Origin of the sequence: Arthrobacter sp. NPDC080031, from assembly GCF_040702485.1 — a bacterium.
Lineage (GTDB): Bacteria > Actinomycetota > Actinomycetes > Actinomycetales > Micrococcaceae > Arthrobacter.
In genome coordinates this window covers 47247-71144 of the sequence record NZ_JBFBLA010000007.1, presented here as the reverse complement: position 1 = coordinate 71144, position 23898 = coordinate 47247, and the positions used below count along the sequence as shown (strand labels likewise).

Genomic DNA, 23898 nt, shown 5'->3' with positions numbered 1-23898 from the left:
TAGGCTTAGGGGCTATGGTCGCTAAATTTCTGGGATCCCTGTTCGGCAACGCAGCGGGCGCCCGTTCTGTTGCCGAACAGCCGGAAGCCTCAGACACTGTGGAGGATGAGCTCGCGGTGGCAGAAACCGCTCTCCGAGAACTGCGGCGGACTGTGCTAGGCAACGGTGCGGAACTGCCCACCATCGTCGTATCGCAGGTCCTTCAGTTGGTCGACGTCCTCCGGACATTGATCGGATACATCAGGCGTTCCGGCGCGAGCACTGAGCAGCACGTTCTACTCAGTGCCGTCATCACCGATTACGTGCCAGTCCCGGTGGGCGCCTACCTGATGCTCCCGGCGTCCTCGCGGAATGATCAGTCCTCAGAGACTGCCGTACTGCTGGAACAACTGGACACTCTCTACTCCACGGTCAAGAATCTGGACCGCCAGGTCCGGACCGGGGCTAAGACGGAGCTGGCCATCCATGGTCAGTTCCTCAAAGACAAGTTCAATATTGAAGGTCTTGAATTGGAAGGACGCTAGTGGTTTCGATGGTCGCGGGCAGCAATGCCGCGCTCACAGCGGAGAATCCCGACCTGGACACGGCATTGATTGGGATTGGCTGGGAGCTGGTGCCAAGTCGTGGCTCCCAATCCGAGCCGGTCCCGATGGTCATCATGTGCGGGCAGGACGGGCGTGCGCTCTCAGATAGTCACCTCGTGTTTTTCAACCAGATCGCGAGCCCGGAAGGCAGCGTTGCGTTCGCCGGCGCTGAAGACCGTGAACAGATAGACGTCCAGTTGAACCGCGTCCCCGAGTCCGTCGGAAAGATCGTAGTCCTGGTCTATGTTGATCCCGACGTGCGAGGGCCCGGCACCTTCGCCGCCGTTCGGAACGTTTACCTGCGGGTCGCCGACAACCGGGACAGGGAGTTGCTCCGCTTCAATGTGCCACGCGAAAACATGGACAAGATCAATGCGATCATCCTTGGGGAACTCTACAGACACGCCGGAGGCTGGAAGTTCCGCGCACTCGGGCAGGGTTATGAGACCGGACTCGCAGCCATTGCGGCCGACTTCAAACTGAAGCTCTGAGATGGCAGGACAGCAGCGCACAATCCGGACCGACATCACGTACCTCAGCAGACGGCTAAAACCTGCAACACAGGACGCCCGTATCCCCGCTCCTGGAGGCGTGGCTGGGAATCCGAACGGAACGCTGAACCTCTCAAGGCCAGGCACCCGCACACAGAACCCGGGGGGACTGACCCTCGGTCCGCCAACGATGCGCGGCGGTGCCACGAGCTCAAATCCGGCGGCTACTCCGCTTGGGCTGAATGCCGGCTCCGGGACCGTACACCAATTGCCCGGAAACGCAGTTGCCGTCCAAGACCACGCGTTTCCGGCACCGACCCTCAGCGAAGTCCGCGCGCTGGACGAGACGAACCCGGTAGTGCGCCTCAACGAGAGACAGTCCGCCATCGGCTCCCTCTTGGTAGCTGGCCCGCGTTCGGTCGCCTGGGAAGACGAGAAGTTTACAACCGGCGCGTTGCATGTGGACGGGCACAGCGCGGGAGCCCCCGTCAAGACCTCCGGAAACCGGCCCCTGGTCGGGTTCCACGGTACGTCCGGGATAGTATCGTTGCGCCATGTCCAGCAGCTTCGTCGTGCGCTGATCATCGCAGCAGAGGCGCCGCTGACGATAGGGGTCTTTGGCGGCGCCGCGGCTGCCGTTGTCCCGAGGAACAATGAAGGCGACCGGAGTGTGCTGTACATTTCTAGGATCGGACCCCTCCTGGAGGTCCGCGTCGAGTTCGTTCCTGCTGATGCGTCCGATGCTGCGATATGGGCAATGTTAGGGTTCACGATGACCATCCCGCTGGACCAGCACATTCTCTCGCTCTAGCACGGCATCGGGACGGCAGCTAACAATTTGGTGGGGGAGAATGCAGCATTTCGAAGCCTTGGCTGAGTCAGTCAAGGAACGACTTTTCCATGTGCGACCCGAGGTCCTCAACCGCGCTTCTGACCCTGGATTGCTGGCGGTGGCTCTGGGCGCGACCCTGTACTTACCGGCAACCAGGTCCACCCTCGTCCAGGACATTCGGAAGCAATCCAGATCCGGCTGCGTCAGCACCGTTGTCTGTCTTGAGGACTCCGTACCGGACAATGAACTGGATTTTGCCGAAGACAACCTGCTCCAGGCACTCAAGGAACTGGATGCCTTGGACGGTTCTGACGGGCTCCCGCTCATCTTCATAAGGTGCCGGACGCCGGAACAGCTACTTAGCGTGGGACGCAGGGCAGGTGCCGCGCTACGCGTTGCCTACGGCTTTGTGCTGCCGAAGTTCGAGAATGAGTCCGGCCGGGGACGGGCGTTCCTGGAAACGCTGCGGGCACTGAATGAGGAGTCCGGCCGGACCTTGGAAGCTGGTGGACAGCCGCTGCGGGCCATGCCGATCATAGAGGCCCTCGCGACGACGCGGCTCGAGACGCGCGCCCGCGCGCTGACGGACAACCTAGGCGTGATCACCGAATTCCGGGAACTCGTCCTCTGTGTGAGGATCGGCGCAACGGACATGTCGAGCGCGTTCGGCTTACGGCGCTCCCGTGACCTGACTATCTATGACGTACAGGCGGTCGCAAGCATCATCGGCGACGTCGTGAATATCTTCGGACGCCCGGAACTTGGATGGGTCATTTCCGGTGCTGTCTGGGAGCATTTCGGCACCGCGGAACGGGTCCTGCGGCCACAACTGCGCTCCACGCCGTTTGAAGCCGCAAATGAAGTCGAACTTCGCCAACGGATCCTGATGGAGAACCTGGATGGGCTCATACGTGAAATCGAACTGGACCAAGCCAATGGTCTGCTCGGAAAGACGGTGATCCACCCAAGCCATGTCCCCCTTGTGCACTCAATGCTGGTCGTCAGCCACGAGGAGTACCTTGACGCGCTCGACATTGCCGGCAACCCAGGAGGTGGCGTCATGGCATCGTCTTACGGAAACAAAATGAACGAGTCGAAGCCACACGGCGCGTGGGCAGTACGCACTCTGCTGCGCGCGCGGGCATTCGGTGTCGCCCGACAAGGGGTGAGTTTCGTGGATCTGTTGGAAGCGAGCATGCGTTGAACGGGGACTCCTTGACTGTTCAGTGGAGCGGCGCATATGTTCGCGACGTTTTTGACGTGACCCTGACCTCGGCTGCCGGGAGCAGCCTCTTTCGGGTCGACGATCTGATCGGGCTGGCTCTTCGGCATAATCCCAAACGGGCCCACTTGCTCGTGTCCCGCGTTCTCGCCAAGCACGTGCCTACCGAACCGGGAATTGCGATGGCGGCCGGGCGATTGCTTGGGCTTCTGGTCCGTGAGGAGGTTCACGCTCCCGGTCCCGGCAGCCCGGTCGACGGCGATGCTCCGTTGGCGACTGGGGGACACGACGGCGGCCCGAAGGTACGCTCCGCGTCACTTCGGACACTGATCGAGGAAGCCGCCGGGAAACTAAGACAGCTCCTCGCCGCGGAATCGTCTACCGGACTTGCTTCGGCGCTTCAAGGTGAGGAACAGCGCCGGGACAGGGCGTCGGCGATCGCCAGCCTCCAGGAACTACTTGGAGTTCCGTTGGATGCGCTCACTGGCGTCGTGACCATCGGATACGCCGAAACTGCCACCGGGCTGGGACAACTCGTTTCCGACCGGCTCGGCACATACTATCTGCATTCCACGCGCGAATCCGCGACCACAACGGGAATAGTCCCGTATGGCGCGTTCGAGGAATTGCATTCCCACGCCACGTCCCATCGATTGCTCCCTTCTCGCCGTGCGGACCTTGACTCGGCCAAGACCGTGGTCCTTGTCGATGACGAAGTCAGCACTGGGGCAACGATCATCAACACGATCCGTGAACTGCACCTAGCTTCCCCGCGCGCGCGGTTCATCATTGCGTCCCTGGTCGACCTCCGCTCAGCGGAGGACCGCGCCAGGATCGATGCTCTCGCCGGGGAACTTGGCATCCGCATCAGCGCCGTGGCGCTGGCTAATGGGGGCATTCACCTGCCTGAGAGCCTCCCTGGCGACGCGGCAGAACACATCGACGGGTTCACACGCAAAGACCACAAACATTTGGCGCGGGGACAGATCCAGCTAATGGACCTGACAGCGACTGTTACGCCGATCCGGAGCGGACGCTTCGGTATCGCAGGGCGCTCTGAACCGCAGCAGGCGGCGGACATTGCGGCCATCCTCGGCGCATCGTCGAGCTTACAGATCAAGTCGGGCGACCGCCTCCTTGTCCTAGCCACAGAGGAATTCATGGCCCTGCCGTTGGCCGTCGCTGACCGGTTGCAGCAGCATCTTCCAGACAATGACGTCCGATTCTCCTCCAGCACCCGGTCTCCCATTGCTGTGTTGGACGAGCCCGGTTACGCGGTCCGTTCCGCCGTCGAATTCAAGAGTGCGACCGGGCTTGGCGAGGGCTCGGACCGCCGGTTTGCCTATAATTTCGCGCATCCTGGAGCGCTCTTCGAAACGGTCGTGATCATCGCCGAACCCGGGACCCTGGCCTCACACTTGACGGGACCCGGCATGATTGCGGAAGCGGTTGCAGACACGGGTGCGGCGGTACTGGTCGTGCTGCTTCCGCGGCAGGGGCCGTTTCCCTCGCCTCTCACCGGCCCGTCTTTCGGCTCCTACCCTCCGGAGGACGTGCAGTGGTTGCTGAAAGACCTCAGTTCCGCGAAACTCGAGGCGCCGGCGCGCGAACGGGAAGCTGCTATCCAGTTGGGCAAGGCCAGCTATGCTGAATCTTTGCCGCAAGAGTTTGAACCCTCTCCCCAGTACACAGCACTTTTCGAGGCGGCCCTTAATCGGTCGGCCGGACGCCTCGCACAAGCCATCGGCACCCTCACCGAGCAGGTCCTGAAGCTCCGCGATGATGCCCCCGTGTTAGTTTCACTAGCCCGCGCAGGAACGCCGGTCGGCGTCCTCATGAAACGCTGGGCCAAGGAAGTGCACGGACTCGACCTGCCGCACTATGCCATCAGCATCGTTCGCGGACTCGGCATCGACCAGACGGGGCTCGGGTACCTCGCGTCGAAGCACAAACCCGAGCAAATCATGTTCGTTGACGGGTGGACAGGAAAAGGTGCCATTGCTCGTGAGCTCGCGACCGCCGTCGAACTCTTTCGTAAGACCAACAACACAGCGTTCCGGCCGGATCTTGCGGTCCTGGCGGATCCGGGACACAGCGTGAGGATCTTCGGCACAAGAGAGGACTATCTCGTCCCGTCCGCATGTCTGAACTCGACCGTCTCGGGCTTGGTATCTCGAACAGTATTTAACAACCAGCTGATTGGGCCCGATGACTTCCACGGCGCCAAGTTCTACTCGCAATTGAGTCGAAGCGATCAGTCCAACACCTTCCTGAACGCGATCACCGACAAATTTGGGACGGTTCGACCCGGTGTCCTGGCGGCCGCAGCCACGTTACCGACGCGGATCGAGGAGCTCCCCGAAGCCGACTGGCGTGGTTTGGCGGCGGTGGAGAGCATCAGCCGGGAGTACGGAATCAACAATGTGAACCTGGTCAAGCCAGGTGTCGGCGAGACCACCCGCGTCCTGCTGCGGCGTGTTCCTTGGAAAGTCCTCGTTCACCCGGGCGCCTTTACGGACCTCGCACATGTACTGCACCTGGCCCAACAGCGGGGCGTTGAAGTCCTCGAAGTAGCGAATCTGGCGTACAGCTGCGTCGGTCTCATCCATCCCGTGCACACGCCGGGTGCGGTCGGGGCAGACGGCAGGACGGTGATCGACGTATGAGAACAGAATCAACCGGTGCTCCGTTGATGTTCGCAAGCGACCTTGACCGCACGTTGATCTATTCAGCAAGCTCTATGTCGCTTCCAGGAAGCGACCAATCGGCACCTCGCATGGTGGTCTCTGAGGTCTACGAAGCCGCCCCGCTCTCCTACATGACCCGAGTGGCTGAGGATATGCTGATCCGGATCATGGACGAGACCGTCTTCGTACCGGTCACCACCCGCACCCAGGCCCAGTTCGCCCGTGTTCAATTACCGGGGCGAGGTCACAGCTACGCAGTGACAACCAACGGGGCCGTGCTCCTGCATCACGGCAAAGTGGATCCCGACTGGACGCGTCACGTGGCACTGTCCCTGGCAGGGAGCTGCGCACCACTGCAGGAGGTGCGTGACCGCCTCAACGGCAGATGGGCTCTTCCAGGAATTCTTCGAGTACGCACGGCGGAAGATATGTTCGTGTACTCGATCGTGAACCGCGAGGAACTCTCCGATGACTATCTCGAGGACCTGGCCGCCTGGTGCGGCGAGCGAGGTTGGGCTACCTCCCTCCAAGGCAGGAAGCTGTACTGCATGCCGAACGCAATCACCAAAGAGGCCGCCGTAGCTGAAGTTCGCCGTCGCATCGGCGCGGCGATGCTCATCGCGGCCGGTGACTCGCGCCTAGATGCTGGCCTCCTCGAACTTGCCGACATCGCGATACGTCCAGCCCACGGAGAACTCGAAACCGCTGGGTTCCACCGACCAAACCTGACGGTGACCTCGGTGTCAGGCGTACTGGCGGGGGAGGAGATACTGGGCATCGTGTCGGGCATCCTGGCAGAGACGGCGGCGCAACCCTGTGCGCTTCGATCGGTGGCGCGAGCCTAGGCAGGCAACCTGTCCAAGGACGAGTGGATGGGGCGCCGCTACTTGTGGAACGGGACCCAGGCTGATGGCTCGGAATTCCCGATCAGCGGTCGGTGTGGGAGTTCGAAGGCCAAAAAACGACGACATGACGAAGCCGAATTCTCTTCGACGATCTTCCTCGGATGGCTGCTTCTGCGGGCCAGGCAGCGTCTCCTCGTCCGTGTTTGTACGGCCAAAGAGGCTGGGCACATTGTGCACACTTTTGTGCACGGGCAGCTTTTGGGCCTTCATTTTGGTCCCTTTCCGTTCCCGCATACTGCAGTTCTCTGTTGCAGGCGGACGGAGTGGAGGCGTGTGGGATCCGGACTTTCTACCGGGCGGTCCTGATTTGGTTGATCTGTAGGACGTGTCCATAGTCGGACGCGCGGCTATCATTTCGTCCCATACATAGGGTCAGTGCCGTTCCCGCTGGGAAAGCGTCCCGCGCAGACTAGCGGAAGCGGCGGGGGCTGGCGCGCCTCAGAGACGTGCCCCTCACCGACAGTCATTTCGCTGAACGCGGCGACGAGCACGCTGGCGGCACTGGCGTCGTGGACGAGGTAGTCGGCCTTGGGGGCAGTGGATGTGTCTGTCAGATTTGTGCGTCGTTCCGATAAAGGAGTCATAGCCGGTTTGAGGGTCCGGAGTGCAACCTGGGGAACTGGGAGCGGTTCAAAGTTTCTCTAGGAAATAGGCGACGGGGAAGCCCCGAATGAAAGTTTTGATCGTGACCGGCGCATAGCGCCTTGGTTGCTCGGAGGACCCGCCTAGCGGTGATGGGGATTAGAATGACAAACAGCGTGTTGCTCCCGGTGGCAGATGGAGGCGGGGAGCGGGGCGCGGCACGACGCAAGAAGGCGCCGCGTCGTTCGAGCCGGCGGGCGCCGCCGTTCTGCAGTTTGGTGTGTCGCCGCCAAGCGCGCACAGCCCTACCGAAACCCGGAATGTCAGCAGAACGCATCGGGTGCAATGCCCAGCACATGACGGAGTTATCGTACCCTGACCTTGGCTTGCTGACCTTATGTACAGGCGTTCGACTGAATGCCACAATGGCCCCATAATTCCCAAACTGTGCGGTGTGTGGAGGGCGTCATGAAGGAAGACCCAGCGACCCGTCAGCAGCTTTCGGACCTCATTGAGCAGCGCAGATCGAGCATTCGAGCCTTTCTGCGGCATGCAAGACCGCGTCGAAACAGGCTGACAAACATGAGCGTAGTTGGCAGCTCAATCGCGGCAGCCCTAACCGTTGGACCCGCGGTAGGCGGCACGAAGTTCACGGAGGGTGTCAAAGCACTCCTTTCCTTGGAGGACGACTCATATGTATGGCGAGTCTTATGTTTGGCGGCGGTTCTCTTTTCTCTGACGGCAGCGTTGGCCACGAACTTGGCCAACTCCCACGAGACCGCTGCGCGGGTCAGTGCGGCAGAGGCTTGCAATGCAGAATTGGCAGGTCTGGACGCCGCCCTTTCCATCGGGCATCTCCGTCTCGAAGATGCCGTCCAGCTCTACCAGCAATATATTGCCAAGGTGCCGTTTGTAGACGAAGCTCCCGCTCGAACCTCCTCTCGCGCCTATTAATGGAGCTTGATGAGCGCCTCATCTACCACGGAGGTAGCGGCGAAACATGTGGCGCATCGGTGCCAGTGATGTCGAGGACTACATCGCCGAAGCGAACCAACCCTGCGCCTCTGAAAGACGTCGTCATCCCACACGACGGGTGAGAGGCCCCTTTCGCTTGTGACGACAAGGTCCGGAGCATCCGACTACCCATCGGGGACACCAATGATTTGCGAGGGATTCATGGCCTGACCTCGATGGAGCTTGACGGATATGAATGCAGTCTCGATGCAGAGCTCGACCATTTGACGATCAGCGACCCTGCGACCGAAGCCGGCCCATCGGGCCCATTGGTGAAGTACCTGCCACCTCGGTCCCGACCGGACGGATCTGCGCAGCAAGCCGCTATTGCGCTGGCCTCGCTTCAAGATGGTGACAGGCAGGCATCACGGACGCCCCTCCAAGTACTTGGTCAGGTTAGGCGGACGATAGGCGGGGTCGATTTGATGGCGTTTCAAGGCGGAGTCGGCCACGCGTTCATGGGTGGGATCTTGTATGCCAATTGGCCGTATGTAGGCCGGAAGAAGTCGCCAAAACCCGCTCCGGGATTTGTGGATGGGGCCGGCGACATCTGGGTCGACGTCGATCGTGTAGCCAGCTCCGGGTTGGACGGCTCCTTGAAAAGCACTGGGCCGGAACGCCAGCCCGCAGGACTGGACGCGATCGGCCATCCACATTAGGGCGAGGTCAGACAAGGAAGAGTCCAGGTTTCCTCCGCCAACGTCTCCGTGAGTGCCGGCGAACCATACTTGCTCGAGCTGCTGCTCACCAGCGTCATCCTGCTGGTGCCAGATGCTCGGAGCAAACGGCTTACGTCTTTCGTCGATGGCAAGGGCCTGGAAGGCGTGATCCACTGTGGTGGAAAGGTTCGTATCGTGGAATTGCCAGCGGCGGTTGAATGCGTCGACTCCCGGCAGACCAGAAAGAGGGATTCCGAGGGCGCCAACCGTGTCCCAGACCGCCACGCAGCGAATACGGGTCTCATGGGAGTAGGAACGACGGAAGAATGTAGCCTCGATGGCCCGTGGGTTGGTGGTAGGGGTGCGGTCTCGGTAGAGGGCATAGGCCTCGTGGAGGCGGCTGCGGAACCTGCGGCGAAGGATGCCTGCATTCCTGATGAATCCTGCTGTGCTGCGGGCAGTGTATGCGCCTCGGCTGAAGCCGAGGAGGAACAACTCGTCCCCGGCCTGGAAGTTCTCGAGGATGAACAAGTAAGCGGCAAGAACGTCGCGGGAGAGGCCTATGCCGAAGGCGCCTCCGTCGAGGCGGTCTCGGCGCCCGGTGCCGACGCCTCGGTGGTAGAAGACGCTCTGTTCGATCGTGTCGCCGGAGTCGTTGGAACCCTTGTTGTCGATACCGAGCGCGAGTTTGGTGACATTGGTCGGGCATGGGTGTCCGTCGTCGGTTTGATCGGGGGTCGCCCAGGTTCCGTCGCAGCACACGATGAGACGTTTCGGCACCGCTCCTCCTTAGGTGGAATAAATCCGACTCAGGTGGAATAGATTCGACGCGTCATGCCAGTTTTGTGGACATGGCCGCATTGAGTTGTTCGGCCTCCTTCCCCTCTTTCCGGCCCTACAGACCGGGAGCAGGGAAGATGGCAGGGCGAGTTGCCCGCCGAAGGACTCAGCTCGGGGTAAGGGCTGTCCGCTCTGACGTAGCATGCTCTCCTCCGAGGCTAGGATGACCAAGCCTGTCGAAAAGAGTAAGTCCAATCGACAGATGAGGCAACAGGCAGAAGAAGAAGACGGACATTAAATTGACAATCTAAGTCGGTCAAGCCTGACTTGGCTCGCGCAGATCTCTCGAGCGCCCTTGTCGCACTCGTCGGCCAACTGCACCTGCACGAGGACGTGTTGGCGCGTCCAACCTAGGGCAAAGCCCGGCTCAGTTCGCTCGCTACCGTCATCGATGGCCACGCGCACGCAGACCGCCATAGATGTCTTCGGACGAGCCATATGCGCCAGGTCGACTAGATCGGGCGACACCGAGACTGGCCGCGGGATGTCTCTATCGGGTTCGCTGACGCCGCTCATAGAGAGAGCGGCAGATGCCTCCGACAGCAGAGCCTACCTATTTCGTGGTTAGCGTCGGTTCTGGGGACTCTTCGACTGCCGGGGTCAGCGCTGGGCAGGGCATGCTTGGTGTCTGGCTTCCGGGCGCCTTCCGATGCTCAAGGTGTAGCCGATGACGAACATGCCGGCGATGAGGCCGTAGACGATCATGCGCTCCCACGTGCCGAGCAACACCGCCGGGTCGGGATTGTCGCGTTTTACGGCGAGCATCGTGATGCCGCCCCATATCGCGCATGCCGTGAACACGAAGATCCAGATGGCCGAGATCGTCTGGTCCTTCAGCCACCTACACGCAATGAAAAACAGGGATATCACGCCGAGGATGAGAAACATGCCTGTGCTGTTGCCATGCGAGGTTGGATCGCCTGTTTCAGGCCATGTGCCAACACCGATCAGGCCAAAACTTGAGAGACGGGCCCCTGGGAGTACCGGCTCCTTTTCAGGGGCTTGACCACCACCTGCGGGCTCGCGCACGAACCAAAAATCTTGATGTTTCGTCCGAGCCGCTGGCCGGCTGACCAATATGCGATCAAGTCGACCGAGTGCACAAAGATTGTGCGCTTCCTCGGAATCCTGACAGCGCCGAGTTTCGTCGTACAAAGATCCAGACGGCAACTGAGGAGTTTCCTAACGGTCCCGTGTTCCATACCGTGCGGATCTTGCCGGACCTGGGGCGGCATCCTTCAGGGATTAGTCCGGATCGGGCTCCGGAGTCACATAGGGGACGAAAACCCTCACCTTCCAATTCTGCCGGATTAGCCGTAGCTCTGGGGCGCGCCGCGGGGTCGAGGCGGATCTGTCTTGCCCGTGCCTGCAGTCCGCTGTCCGAGAGCGAGGGCGCAGCTCACGTTTCTGCGCGCATGTCACTTGTGCATCATATGGTTGTCTTCATGGCGATAAAGGTAAGAATACGATCTCTCCAATCGAATGCGGGGAATTCGGTCCGCATGTCAGAGGCGGGGGTCACTTGCTTGGTGGGTGGAAATAACGCCGGCAAGTCCCAAACATTGCGGGATATATACGGACGCATTCAGGATGGGGCTCCCCAGTCGTCACGCTGGACAGTCTGGTACTGGACCGAGCCGAAGGATACTCAGAAAATGAAGTAGAGGACTTTCTCAACGAGACAGCCGTGCTCGTTTCGACTCAGCCCGGCTACCTTCCCTTTTGCGTCCCATAGGGGGGGCGGCAGTCAATTTACCCCGGCCGACATCAGATCTTTTTTGAACGCACATGTGAATGCGCTAGGGAAGGCATCGGAGTATTTTGTGAAGCACTGGAGCGCAGGCTCACTTTCGTCCTTCGCAACTATGAGATTGGGCCACGTAGGTGCCGGGACTCAAGCCGCCACTCCCCTTCATTTAGTGTTTCGCGATGGTGAACTTGAGCAAACGCTTTCGAGACTGGCTTATGAGGTTTTTGGGGAGCACCATACATTGGATCGGGCCAATGCGGACGTGCGGCTACGCCTCGGAAGGGTTGAGAATGTCGAAATCCCGCTTCTGAGCCACCCGACCGTCGAGTACGCCGCCGCAGTGGCGTCTCTGCCCTCATTAGACACGCAGGGCGACGGGGTTCGGAGTTTTCTGGGACTTGCCCTGGCCATCGTTACGGGCCAAGCACAGATAGTCCTTATTGATGAGCCAGAAGCCTTTCTTCATCCCAGTCAGGCAAGGGCGTTGGGCCGTTGGCTCGGAATACAGGCTTCAAAACGCGACATCCAGATAGTTGTCTCCACCCATAATCGCGACTTCGTGCTTGGTCTACTGGATGGCGGCATTCAGTCTGACATTCGGATCATAAGGATCGCGAGGAAAGGGAACATCAATTCGTTCCATGAACTTCCACCGCACGAAATCTCTGCTACCTGGAACGACCCAGTCTTGCGATACTCGAACATCTTGCAGGGGCTCTTCCACCGGAAAGTGGCTATCTGCGAGTCCGACGCGGATTGCCGGTTCTATGGTGCGGTTCTCGATGAACTCGCGCAAGAGACGGACCGACGATCCCAAGCCGATGACGTTCTGCTCGTCCCGAGGGGCGGCAAGCAGCGGGTGTCGGCGTTAGCCAACGCCGGCGGTGTCACCGTTTGCCGACGTCGATCCTTCTTGTCAGTTCTATAAGGAAATCAGCTGGTTGGCGGACCGGGGGATCTCCACCGGCTGGACCGAAGCGGACGGGCGACGGACGTTCCGTCCGCAGGAACCGGTCAACCGCGACGCGATGGCAGCGTTCCTCTACCGCTACGCCGGCAATCCGGCGGTCACGACACCAGGGACGCCAACATTCGTCGACGTGCCGCCGTCATCCCTCTTCTACACGCAGATCACCTGGCTCGCCCAGCAAGGCATCTCCACTGGCTGGGATCTTGGTAACAGCTGCCGGGCCTTCCACCCCGTCCAGCCGGTGGCCCGTGACGCCATGGCCGCCTTCATGTACCGGTCCGTCAACGGCGGGACCGGTGCAGTGGGGGAGGGATGCATCGTTACCCCGCCGCTGGCACCTCCTGCTCCGCCGGCACCCCCCGCACCACCGGCGAACCCGGGGGACGCGGTGAACTGTTCCGACTTCGCCACCTGGCAGCCGGCCCAGGCTTGGTTCGACACCTACTACCCGTACTACGGGGACGTGGCCCGGCTCGATGGCGACGGTAATGGTATCGCCTGCCAGTCGCTGCCCGGTCACCCCTGACCGTCAGCGACCCCTGCCGGGGGCTGCGAGCTCGATCTATAACTCTTCCAGTACGGTCTCGGCATCCCAAGGGCGCAGCGAGCGGGGGGTCACATCCGTCCCACCGATCCCAGCGGCTCCCATATTTCAGCCGCGGATAACCCCTAATTGACCCAGCCCTGGACAGGTAATGCGGCCCCCTTGGACTCCACCAAACCCGTGACGGAAGACATACCTCGGCTTTGGTGATGGGACAACGCCAAGGTTGGTAACCCAAATGCACGCCCGTCAGATGGGGCCTGTTCTAACTCAGGAGCCTTACCTGCTCAATCGAAGATCTCGCGAGCCGATCCGTCTGGTCAGGCCTGACTGTCTCGGCTAGCGCTTGTGTCCATTCCCCCAGCGCCCGTTCCTCCAGCCATCGTCCGTAATCCCCGAGGAGGCACGTTTGCTCTTCGTCAGCAGGTTCTGACAGCCCGCGAGGTTAGACCATCGATATTACTAACGGGTGCTATGATCGCCTTTGTCCGCTCAGCGGACGGTTTATTGGGGGTCGACGGGGTTCTTTTCCGTCGCCAAAACGGAAAAGGAACCCAAATATGCGATTGCCCATGCCATTTCACGTCCCGGGGGGAAGCCGAGGCGTTTTAGCCCGGATCCTGTCGGTCTTAATAGTCGGATTTATTTTGTCCGGAGCGCTGCCGGCGGCCAACGCTGCGACAAACACCGGCAGCATCAGCGGCACGGTAGGCGGGGCGGCAGGCGTGACTCCGTCGTTAGCCGTCGTGGAATTGTTCTCGACGGCGTCCTTCGGTAGTCCGGGGAGCTTTACGTCCACCGCGTTCCCCGCGCAGGATGGAACCTATCAATTGGGCAATGTTGCTCCCGGGACTTACAAACTCCTCTTTGACTCGGGTCAGAGCAACGGATTGAGCCAGTGGTATGGGGGCTCTTCCTTTGTCACTGCCGCCACCATCACGATCGGTTCGGGCCAGTCACTGGCGGGTTTCAACGCGACGCTGCTCAAAGGTTCGATGATCAGCGGGACATTCACCCTTCCTGCTGGCGCAGACTACACGAGTAGTTCCGGCAGCCGGCTGTCCCTGTTCGACGCATCCTCCGGCACCGAGATCAATATCGGGACCGACGAAGGCTACAACGGCTCAAGCACCGTCCTTTTCGACTTCAAGGGTCTTACAGCAGGTTCGTACAAACTGCTGTTCCACGGCGGCGCAAGCGGGGCGAAAGACCAGTGGTACAAAAACGGTGACTCCCTCCAGGCAGCGGACACCATTCGCGTTTTAGCTGGCCAGGACGTGGCGTTAACTGACTGGACCCTGGGGCTGGGCGCAACCATTAGCGGGACGGTGACCCTACCCGCACGTACAGACCTGCCCGCGCCCGACCCCACCGGAGTCGCCGTCAGCGCCTACCCGGCCAACGGCACCGATCCCGAGTCCCAACCGGGTTCCGGGTTCAACCTGACCCCTCCCGTCCGTACCGCTATGGTCCGACCTGACGGAACCTATCAACTTAAGGGCCTATCCACCGCGTCCTACAAGCTGAAATTCACCGCCGACGCCAACACGATACCCCAGTGGTACAACGGGCAGGGATCCTTTGCCACGGCAACACCGGTCGCCATCACCGGTGTCTCGGACACCCCCGGCATCAATGCCACCCTGGCGCGACTGTCCACGGTCAGCGGAAAAGTCACGGTGCCTTCCGGAGAGGATCCCACCAACATCTACGTTGATCTTCGTCTGGCAAATTCCCCATCCACGTCCTACGAGACCGGCGTGGCAGCGGATGGCACCTACAAGTTCAACGCCGTCTCAGCGGGATCCTACACCCTTAGCTACAGCGACCGGTCCGCCGTGAGCCTGCGGCAGTGGTGGAGCGGTGCCCAGACATCTGACAGCGCCACAGTGCTCAAGGTGCCCGCAAGCCAAGGGGTAGCAGACATCAACGCAACGCTCATCAAGGCTGGAAGAATCAACGGGAAAGTCTCGGCCCCGGCGGGCACCAGCCTGTCCATGCGCTTCACGTTCTACAAAGACGATGCAACCCAAACAATGGCAGGCTGGGGATGGACCCAGAACGACGGGACCTTCACCATTGCGGGGCTGGTCGCGGGGAAGTACAAGATCGCCTTCGGATCCAACCCTCAGATCTGGTACCAGAACTCAAGCAATTTCGCGACGGCAACTCCCGTGACGGTGGTCGACGCGCAGGATACGAACATTGAGTTCACCGTGGCCCCGTCTGCGCCTTCTTTTACCGACGTTGCCACAGACAACCCGTTCTACAAGCAGATCAGCTGGCTTTCAGCCGCCGGCATTTCCACCGGCTGGACAGCAGCCGACGGGACAAAAACCTTCCAGCCCCTCAGCCCGGTGAACCGGGACGCCATGGCCGCGTTCTTGTACCGCCTGGCCGGAAGTCCAGTCTTCACTCCACCGGCCGTGTCGCCGTTCACCGACGTCGCCACCGACAACCCGTTCTATAAGCAGATCACTTGGCTTGCAGACAAGGGCATCAGTACCGGGTATGCCGGACCGAACAATACGAGGTCGTTTCAGCCTCTCAGCCCGGTGAACCGGGACGCGATGGCCGCGTTCCTGTACCGGTTCGCCGGTACACCTGCCTTCACCGCCCAAGCGGTATCCCCTTTCGCCGACATCCCCACGGCCAGCCTTTTCTACAAAGAGATCAGTTGGCTCGCATCGACAGGCATCAGCACCGGATGGACCGCACCCGACGGGACGCGCACTTTCCAACCCGTCACAGCAGTACACCGGGACGCGATGGCCGCTTTCATGTACCGGTACAATAACCTCCCCAAGTAATCCGACAGAACGAGCGCCTCTGCGGAGGCCCAGTCCTCGCCTTGCATCTGCCGGTCGCCGCAATCTGCGGCGGCCGGTATTTTCGTCGCGGAATTCCATCCACCGCGCGGTGATGATCGCACTGTGGAGGCGAGGTGGACTTCGTCCGCACCGCTCCGGCGCCGTGGCGGTTCCTGCGGTCTGCGCCGCTCACAGGGGGTGTCCCCATGTTTTTGGTCAAGCAGCCGGGGCGGGTTTCTCCTCGTAGAGGTTGCCGCGTTTGAGCATTGAGTAAATGACGTCACCACCGCCCAGCCGTGATGACTCACAGCGCGTGCCCGTGAGGCTACTTCGGCATGCCGGAGCCTCGAGAGAGGCATCGCTGCCCCCAATCGGGGACAATTCCGTACGGGTTATCCACCGCTACGACGGCCGAAGGGAGCTTCTTTGTTGCTCCCGAATTGCCCGCTAATCGTGGACACACCCGGCGCGACGAGTGCGCAGCGCGACCGGGGAGCGCTTGCATCAGTTGACGCAACCGCAACCCGAAAATCCCCTTAGACAACGAGCGTTCATGCCTGGACCGGATCAACAACAAAACCCGTCAAGCGCCTGGTCCGGGACTTAACTTATCGGGAACCTGCCGTTCCGACCTGGACGGGAGCGGCTGAATCGGTGGTGGTGCCGTTCCCGAGTTGACCGTAGTGATTGTTGCCCCAGGCCCAAACGCTGGTGTCGGCCCTCAATGCATACCCGGAAACAGCACTTGCACTCAAGGCCTGTATGCTGCTTAGCCCTTTGAGCTGTGTTGGCGTAGCCGAGTTGATGGTGCCGGCACCAAATTGGAGGGAGTTGCTGTTGTTGCCCCAAACCCAGATGGTCCCATCGGACTTCAGGGCTGTGGCGGAGGAACCTAGGGTCGTGACGCTTTGGATACCGGCGAGCCCGGAAACCTGGACGGGTGCGATTGCGCCGGTGGCGGTGCCGTTTCCGAGTTGTCCGTATAGGTTGTCGCCCCAGGCCCATACTGTTCCGTCACCTTTCAGGGCGGTCGCCCATGTGCCGCTGCTGGAGATGGAACGTACGTCGGACAAACCGGCCACTTGAACAGGGACTGATGAGTTTGCCGTGCTTCCATTTCCGAGTTGCCCGTAGGCGTTCCATCCCCATGCCCAAGCGGTGCCATCGGTTTTTACCGCGAACGCGCTGGAGCCATTGATCGAGATGCTCGCGGTGCTGGACATGCCCGTAACGCGAACCGGAACAGCGGAACTTGCAGTGGTTCCAATGCCGAGTTGGCCGGCGACGTTGGCCCCCCAGGCCCAGACGGTTCCGTCGGTCTTGAGCGTCAGGACACTTGATCCGTTGCTGACGAGGCTCTGGACGCCGGTCAGACCGGGCACCTGGACGGGCACCGAGGAACTGGTAGTGGTTCCGTTGCCGAGCTGACCGTCGGCATTCCACCCCCAGGCCCATACCGTTCCGTCGGTCTTGACTGCTAGGACGCTCGAACCAGTGCTGGCAATGCTCTGCACGCCGGACAAGGCAGCGACTTGGACGGGAACGCTGGAACTGGTGTTGGTGCCATCTCCTAGCTGTCCCGAGCTGTTGGAGCCCCAGGCCCAGACTGTTCCGTCGGTCTTGAGCGCATAGGTGGAGTTGCTGCCGGTGAAGACCGTTTGGACGCTGTTCAGGCCGTGGGCCTGAACGGGCATAGCCGAATCGGAGATGGTGCCGTCTCCCAATTGTCCGGAGCCGTTGTATCCCCAGCCCCAAACGGTTCCGTCTGTCTTCACGACAAACACCGAGTACACGGACGAACTGCTGGCTGTGACGCTCTTGGCCCCCATCAGACCCGCCGGAGCCGCTTGGATGTCGAGGTGGACGGTCCCTGTGGCGGTGGAGCCGGCACTGTCGGTCACGGCAACGGTGAGGTCGCTGCTGCCCGGCCCGGTCGGAATACCGGTGATGGCCCCGGTGCTTTGTTCCAGGCTGAGTCCGGCGGGAAGTGCCCCATTAACCCGCCAAAAATAGGGTGCAGTGCCCCCTGCTGCGGATAGCGCCGAACTATAGAAGGTGCCGGCAGTGGCCGGAAGGAGGCTGGTCGTCGTGATAGTCGGCGGTGTAGGGGTCGTTGACGGCGGAAGTGGTAGTCCGGGGAATTCGGTGGCGTAGTCCAGGGTCCAGGACCCGAGGCTCCATCTTGCGGTCAGGTTGATCAGGGTGGCATCGAGGAGGACTTTGTCGATGACAGGAGCGGCGAGTTTGACGCCAACGCTGATGCTTCCTTCGAGGAATGCGGTGATTTTGAATTCGGGTCCGGTTGGTGCGATCGTGGCTTCTCCGGTCGCGCCGACCTTGGCACCAATGGTGAAGACGGGGCCGGCGACGTCGTAGATCTTGGATGTCAGATCGATGGTCGGGCCCATTGATGCATCGATCTTTCCGGTGATTGACGCTCCGCTGTCCGGTCCGAAGAGCGGGTTGGACAGGGTTGTGACGGGTGCGGTGGTGGCGTCGTGGATGCCGTGGTCGGTGCTGTAGTGGAAACCGTAGTCCTGGGTCCGTTGGACGTTGGACTCGACGTGTATGGCGGTTTCGGCAGTGAGTTCAGAGTTGAAGGTGATGGTCGCGGTATTGAGCACGATGACCGGCACGGGACCGGCCAGGAAGTTAAGGGGCGGAAGGTGGATCAACGCGATGGTCTTTTTGATCTCTTCGGCGGTTTGGACTTTGAGGTAGGCATCGGCTGTGATGCCGGTCTTGGCGTTGGTTGAGAGGATCACCGAAAAGTCGTCGACTTTGACCGATGGGATGCCCCAGTTGAAGTGCATGCTGATCATGAGACGGAAGTGGATTCCGATCCCGATTTGGGATTTCGCTTCGGCTGTTACGCCGCCGGAGGCCCTGATCGTGGCTTTGGTCGTTGTGGTGGCGGCATCGTCGGCGCTGGAGTAGTCGGTCTTGTGCCCGTTGGTGTCGAAGGCGAATTTCGCTGCGATGGATAGTGTGCTTGTGTAGCTGCTGTCGACCCCTACGCTGTTCGCTGTCACTTTGGGTGGGGTCGTGAACGCGCTCATTGCCGCGGGGAGGGTCTGGGGGCTGCCGGGGCTCGGGAGCGGGGCGAGGTCAACGGCAGTGCCTGTTGCCGTGGTCACGGCAGGTCCGGTGCCGGCGACGGTGACATCGGGGGTGTCGTCGGGGGCCGGTGGTGTGTTTGTGCTGATGGCGGTGGGGTCGAGGCTGGTCAGGGGCACGGTCTGATCGATGCTTGCTTGGTGGATGGCATCGGTGAGCGCCGCCGGTGCGGTATCGGCGACCCATCCGGTTGAGGTTTTGTTTATCGCGGTGACTGTGCGCAGGATGCCCGCGGGGGCGGCGTTGGTCGGGGCGGAGACGATAACCTGCCCGGGACGGACGTCAGGGGCTTGGGCGAAAGCAACCTTATCGGCGGTGACCGTGGTGAGCTGCTGGCTGGGTCTGGTGTTGTCGAGGACGACTGCGCCCGGGGCGGTAAGGGCGGTGCTCGCAGACGGGAGGACCGCGTTGACCGTGACCGTGGCCGTGCCGGTGCTTCCGGCGCGGTCTGTTGCATTGACCGTGAAAGATGTGGTGCCGGACTGGGGAATACCTGTGCGGTATGACCAGGAAGTGCCGCCCGGGGTTTGCTTGACGACGGCGGATCCGATTACCGACCCTGCGGTGGAGATCGTCACGGATTTCGTGGCGACAGTAGCGTTGGTGAGGGTTCCTTTCAACTCGATTGTTCCTGTGGTGGACAGGTCCACGGTGGACCCGTCGGTGGGGGCGGTGATTTGCACTGTGGCGGGACTGGTGGCGGTGGGGGTAGCGGAAAGGATGTCACCGACAGGTTCCATGGTGACTGTCGTGTTTCCTGCTGCAAGGGACGCGGCAGGCTGGCTACTCTCGGGGATGAGGACGAGTTGGGGTCCTGCTCCGGCGGCCGCGTCGACAAGGATTCCCTGCCCGCGGGTTGTGGCACCGTTGTCCGTCCCGATAGCGAGCCGCGCAGTCGAGCGGGATCCGGTGGCTGCGACTAGTGCGAGGGTGTATGAGCGGTCGGCGAGACCGGGCATGTTGACGGGTGTCGGCGTCCCGGAGGCGATCGGGAGATCGGACGGGACCGGGGTGACGGCGGGCACGAAGCTTCCGGGGACGTTGACGTTGCCAGCATCCTGGACGGCGTCCGGGGTGTAGCCGCGCACGTCGAGACGGAGGGAGCCGCTTCCGGCGCCAAGACTCGCGCTGATGTTTCCCCCGTCGTCAGGAGTCACCACAGTGGTGACCGTGCTGCTGCCGGCCGGTATGGGTAGCGACTGCGCCCCGATGGCCAGGGTGGTGGGCGCGGACGCCTGCACGGTCGCGGTGGCATAAACGGCTCTGACTCCGGTAGATGGAACCCCGCCCGAGCCCGTGAGCCCGATGGTGATCGGGGTGGTGGAGAGCTGGTTCCCGCCCAGCCCGTTGGCGGTATCCGCCCGCGTGACGGGCTGGGGAAGGACAATCGTGGAGCCCGGAACGGCCGGTGTACCGTCGAAGGTGGCCAGAAGTTCCATTTTGACGGCCACCGCGGTGCTCGCCGAAACTCGGGCTGTTTCGCCGGCCAGGGGCACAAGGACCGTGGTGGAGGCTGCAGTCCCGGCCCGGGCGATAAAGGCCGGTGTTCCTGCCGCGGAGATGACGGTGTCCAGGGTAGGGGCCGTGGTGCTGAGACGGATCAATGCAGAGGCATGGCCGGCGCCGGCGGGTCCCACATTGATGGTGTTTCCGGTGGTGGTCACCTCCTGCGCCCTTCCGACGAAGCGGTACATGAATGCAGCCATCGCGTCACGGTTGACCGGAACCACGGGGCGGTACGTGTGATCCGCATAGCCGGTCGAAATGCCCGCACTGGCCAGCCAGCTGATTTCGCTGTAGAACTGCGAGCCGACCGGCGCGTCCGTGAAGGCACTGATCGCGGGGGGAGTGTAGGAGGGCTTGCCGGCGAGCCGATACATGAAGGCGGCCATGGCATCGCGGTTGACGGGCTGGATTGGTCGGTAGCTGCGTGACCCGTTCGCTTCTGTCCAACCGGTGGAAACTCCCTGGTCCGCGAGCCAGGTGATTTCCTTGTAGAACTGCGTGGTCGGTGTGACGTCCGTGAACGGCGAAACCGGCGGAGCGGTGAATTCCGGTTTGCCCGCAAGCCGGTACATGAAGGCTGCCATCGCGTCGCGGTTCACGGGAACCACTGGCCGGTAGGTGTGGTCGGTGTAGCCGGTGGACACCGCGGTGCTGGCCAACCAGCTGATCTCGGCATAAAAAGGGTTGGACGAGTCCACATCAGCGAACGACGGGGCTTGGACTCCTGCCGGCTGCGCCGCCGTGAAACCGGCGGTAGGGGTCGGGGACGGATCAAAGCCGGGCATGGCCGCCGCCGTGGAACCAGTGGGTGCGGCCATTGCGGTCCCGGCGGGCAGCAAGCCGAACAACAGCACCAGAGCCACGAGCAACGCGCCATGGCCCGTGAACGAGCCCCTCCGGAACGAAAAGCTCATTAGAGATCCCCCAAGTTGCACCGCGGCTAAACGATCCGCCCCCCAGTATCCGTCCACCATGGATGCGCTGATCATACTCAGACAGACCGGGGCCAAGCTATTGTGAAGATGCGACCCGCCGGGTTCGCGCGTGACCTTGCCGGTTTCTGCTACTTGCCCGGGAATGATTTTTCCGAAAAGCCGACCCCGGGACCAATCCCGGGCCCCAGATCAACTCCCCGCTCCGGGCATGACGCCGGGCAGCCAAAGCCCGCGCGGGAATACCAGCCGAGACGTCGCCCCCAGTGGCCGCCCCCAAGTCCCGTTTCTCGGATAACCAGCACCGGCGACCTTCCGGCAAGATTGCTGGCTATGTGCGGAAAGCCGATCCCGTCTGAGGTATCAAAGACGGTCTTCTCCTGTTCCGTCAGTTCCCTGCGGGGCACCCCGGAGACGTTTCCTCTGCGTCCAGCTAGCCGATAGTAGGGTCCCAGTTGCGTGGGCGCTTCTGGTTTCCGGCGTCTCCGCGGGTTGACATACTCAGGGGTCCCGGGGTGAGTGCAGTACTAGTGCCCCATTGCAATCAGCGCTGTGGGTTACGGCCAGGACGGGTGCGTTTCGTATCCATGCAGGGAATCAGCCGTGGAATACGGTGTGGAACCGGTACATGAATGCGGCCATTGCATCGCGGTTGACCGGCTGTAGCGACTGATAGGTCCCGTCCGTGTAGCCCGTGGAGAGCCCGCTGTCGTACATCCAGTTGATCTCTTTGTAGAACTTTGTGCCGGGTTGCACGTCCTTGAAATGGGAGACGGCAGGCGCGGCGTATGCGGGGCTGCCTGCAAGCCGGTACATGAAGGCTGCCATCGCGTCCCGGTTCACGGTTCCGAGTGGCTGATAGCTCTGATCGGCGTAGCCGGTGGAGACACCGACGGAGCCTGCCCAGGTGATCTCGTTGTAGAACTGGGTACCGGCAGATACATCAATGAAGGTTTTGGAGGAGGTGTAGGAGGGTTTGGCCATCAGCCGGTACATGAAGGCTGCCATCGCGTCCCGATGCACAGGCTCCAGGGGGCGGTAGGTGTAGTCGCTCCACCCCGTCGAGATACCCGCTTCATACATCCAGACGATTTCATTGGAGAACTGGGTGCCCGGCGGTACATCGCGGATGGACAGACCGGGCCGGACATCAACGGGAGCTGTAGCGGGAGAGACCGCAGTCCCGTGGTTGTATCCGGGCTTATATGTGAGCACCTGCAAGCTCAGGTGCTTCCCAATGTCCTCGACGGTTGTCACGTAGCCGGTACCGTGACTGATCGGCGAGTCAACGGGCATCCCGTCACGAAGCCAACTCAGGTGGGTGCCGTTGTTGAGATCGAAGTTTGTGCTGTCGGTGACGAAGAGAGTTCCGCCGACGGTCGGCGTCCCGAAGGTTCCGAGGCCTGTGGGTACGGGAGCGACGGGGATTGGAGATCCGGCTGGCAGGACCACGGTGCCGGCCTGGGAGGCTCCGTCGTACGAGTCGACGGTGGACGCCGGTACGGACGCGTGGACGCCGAGGGTGATCTTCTTGCCCTGTTCTGCGGCGGTGAGAGTGAAATGATCATCGACTGCGCCGGGAATATCGACGCTGTCGGCGCGCCACTGGTAGGTGATCGTTACGTTCACCGCTTCAGGCTCAAGTAACGTATTGGTATCACTGTCCCAGAGCTGGAATTGGTAACGGGGGAAGGGAACAGGGTGCAATGTGTTCCCCACTACCGGAGCCCCGTCAATCTGGGGGCTCTGCGAACCTACGAGAAGGAGCCCGACCCGGACGGGATAGTACGTCTTCCAGCCGTCGTTGCTGCAGTACTTCTCGAAACCAACCGGCTCGGTGCAGACTGAAGCAGCCAAGACAGGGGTGGCACACGCCAGTCCGGCGGCGGTAAGCGACGTGATAAGCGCCGCGGTCAGCGCAAGTTCCCTAATCTTCAATTTTCCCCCAATGTGTTCCCGCATGATGAGACCGGGTGCGGCCGGGCAGTCCACTCACTCCTCTGAATCCTAGCTCAGACATGCCTAAGCTTGATCCGGCACTTGACAACGCAGGCAATGACGAACCGTCACGGGATTGTGAGGCAGTGCCGTGTTCAACCGATCCCGATAGGCTTGTGATGTCTTGTTGAGTGATGGCACGGCCATTCCGGTCAGCTAGGCTGGTTCGTCTTCCTCCGCGATCCATCTCGTTGCTCAGACGCCGTCCCTGAAAAAATCCTGACGAGCGATGAGGCTGCCGAACGAGACTTAGCCAGAGGCTCATGGAGCAAGGTCTGGGCTTCTCCAGAATGCTTGGCCTCAGGTTTCCAGCCAGCGGAGTGCGCGGTCTTCAGAGGTGAAGAGAACCTTCCTGGCCTTGTTGCCGGGCGCCGTGAGAGGAAGGCGGCGGCGATGACACCGTCCACGGGGGTGGCACCGTGCAGGTCGCCCGCTTTTCCGTGGTCCCGGGTTGG

The 23898-nt window shown here is 61.5% G+C and carries 14 protein-coding genes; 10 read left to right on the top strand and 4 right to left on the bottom strand.

Annotated features, from left to right (window positions below):
* Positions 1-14 precede the first annotated feature (14 nt).
* The 7 genes from AB0323_RS07670 to AB0323_RS07640 all read left to right on the top strand — a co-directional run bounded on the left by AB0323_RS07670 (position 15) and on the right by AB0323_RS07640 (position 8257).
* On the top strand, positions 15-524 hold the full coding sequence (locus AB0323_RS07670) for a hypothetical protein (protein WP_366176793.1): 510 nt from the start codon (positions 15-17) through the stop codon (positions 522-524).
* An 8-nt stretch (positions 525-532) separates the two neighbouring features.
* Positions 533-1075: a TerD family protein gene (locus tag AB0323_RS07665; RefSeq protein WP_366176876.1), complete on the top strand. Its 543-nt coding sequence runs from the start codon at positions 533-535 to the stop codon at positions 1073-1075.
* Between the two features lie 100 nt (positions 1076-1175).
* Positions 1176-1886 (top strand): hypothetical protein, encoded by a 711-nt coding sequence (locus tag AB0323_RS07660; protein WP_366176792.1) that lies wholly within the window; start codon positions 1176-1178, stop codon positions 1884-1886.
* 40 nt (positions 1887-1926) lie between these two features.
* A complete protein-coding gene (locus tag AB0323_RS07655; protein ID WP_366176791.1) occupies positions 1927-3111 on the top strand; it encodes an HpcH/HpaI aldolase/citrate lyase family protein in 1185 nt (394 codons plus the stop codon).
* Positions 3112-3122: 11 nt separating this feature from the next.
* Positions 3123-5795: a phosphoribosyltransferase domain-containing protein gene (locus AB0323_RS07650; RefSeq protein WP_366176790.1), complete on the top strand. Its 2673-nt coding sequence runs from the start codon at positions 3123-3125 to the stop codon at positions 5793-5795.
* A 110-nt stretch (positions 5796-5905) separates the two neighbouring features.
* Complete coding sequence (locus AB0323_RS07645; RefSeq protein WP_366176789.1) at positions 5906-6661, top strand: HAD family hydrolase; 756 nt, start codon at positions 5906-5908, stop codon at positions 6659-6661.
* Positions 6662-7885: 1224 nt separating this feature from the next.
* A complete protein-coding gene (locus AB0323_RS07640; RefSeq protein ID WP_366176788.1) occupies positions 7886-8257 on the top strand; it encodes a hypothetical protein in 372 nt (123 codons plus the stop codon).
* Between the two features lie 425 nt (positions 8258-8682).
* Here the strand turns inward: AB0323_RS07640 and AB0323_RS07635 are convergent, their stop codons facing one another.
* Together AB0323_RS07635 and AB0323_RS07630 are read right to left on the bottom strand one after the other, a co-directional pair.
* The gene (locus AB0323_RS07635) at positions 8683-9756 is read right to left on the bottom strand and encodes a DUF2235 domain-containing protein (protein ID WP_366176787.1); all 1074 of its coding nucleotides are present in this window, start codon (positions 9754-9756) and stop codon (positions 8683-8685) included.
* A gap of 660 nt (positions 9757-10416) precedes the next feature.
* On the bottom strand, positions 10417-10845 hold the full coding sequence (locus AB0323_RS07630) for a hypothetical protein (protein WP_366176786.1): 429 nt from the start codon (positions 10843-10845) through the stop codon (positions 10417-10419).
* Between the two features lie 836 nt (positions 10846-11681).
* Between AB0323_RS07630 and AB0323_RS07625 the strand changes: the two genes are divergently transcribed.
* The 3 genes from AB0323_RS07625 (at position 11682) to AB0323_RS07615 (ending at position 15890) form a co-directional block, all read left to right on the top strand.
* Entirely contained in the window at positions 11682-12494 is an 813-nt protein-coding gene (locus tag AB0323_RS07625; RefSeq protein WP_366176875.1) for an AAA family ATPase, read from the top strand.
* Complete coding sequence (locus tag AB0323_RS07620; protein WP_366176785.1) at positions 12451-13062, top strand: S-layer homology domain-containing protein; 612 nt, start codon at positions 12451-12453, stop codon at positions 13060-13062. The genes AB0323_RS07625 and AB0323_RS07620 overlap by 44 nt, the downstream gene beginning before the upstream one ends.
* 665 nt (positions 13063-13727) lie before the next feature.
* Positions 13728-15890: an S-layer homology domain-containing protein gene (locus AB0323_RS07615; protein WP_366176784.1), complete on the top strand. Its 2163-nt coding sequence runs from the start codon at positions 13728-13730 to the stop codon at positions 15888-15890.
* 608 nt (positions 15891-16498) lie between these two features.
* Here AB0323_RS07615 and AB0323_RS07610 read toward each other — a convergent pair.
* Together AB0323_RS07610 and AB0323_RS07605 are read right to left on the bottom strand one after the other, a co-directional pair.
* Positions 16499-21427, bottom strand: a complete 4929-nt coding sequence (locus AB0323_RS07610) for an S-layer homology domain-containing protein (RefSeq protein ID WP_366176783.1) — start codon at positions 21425-21427, stop codon at positions 16499-16501.
* A gap of 615 nt (positions 21428-22042) precedes the next feature.
* Positions 22043-23383 (bottom strand): S-layer homology domain-containing protein, encoded by a 1341-nt coding sequence (locus AB0323_RS07605; protein WP_366176782.1) that lies wholly within the window; start codon positions 23381-23383, stop codon positions 22043-22045.
* Positions 23384-23898: the final 515 nt, after the last annotated feature.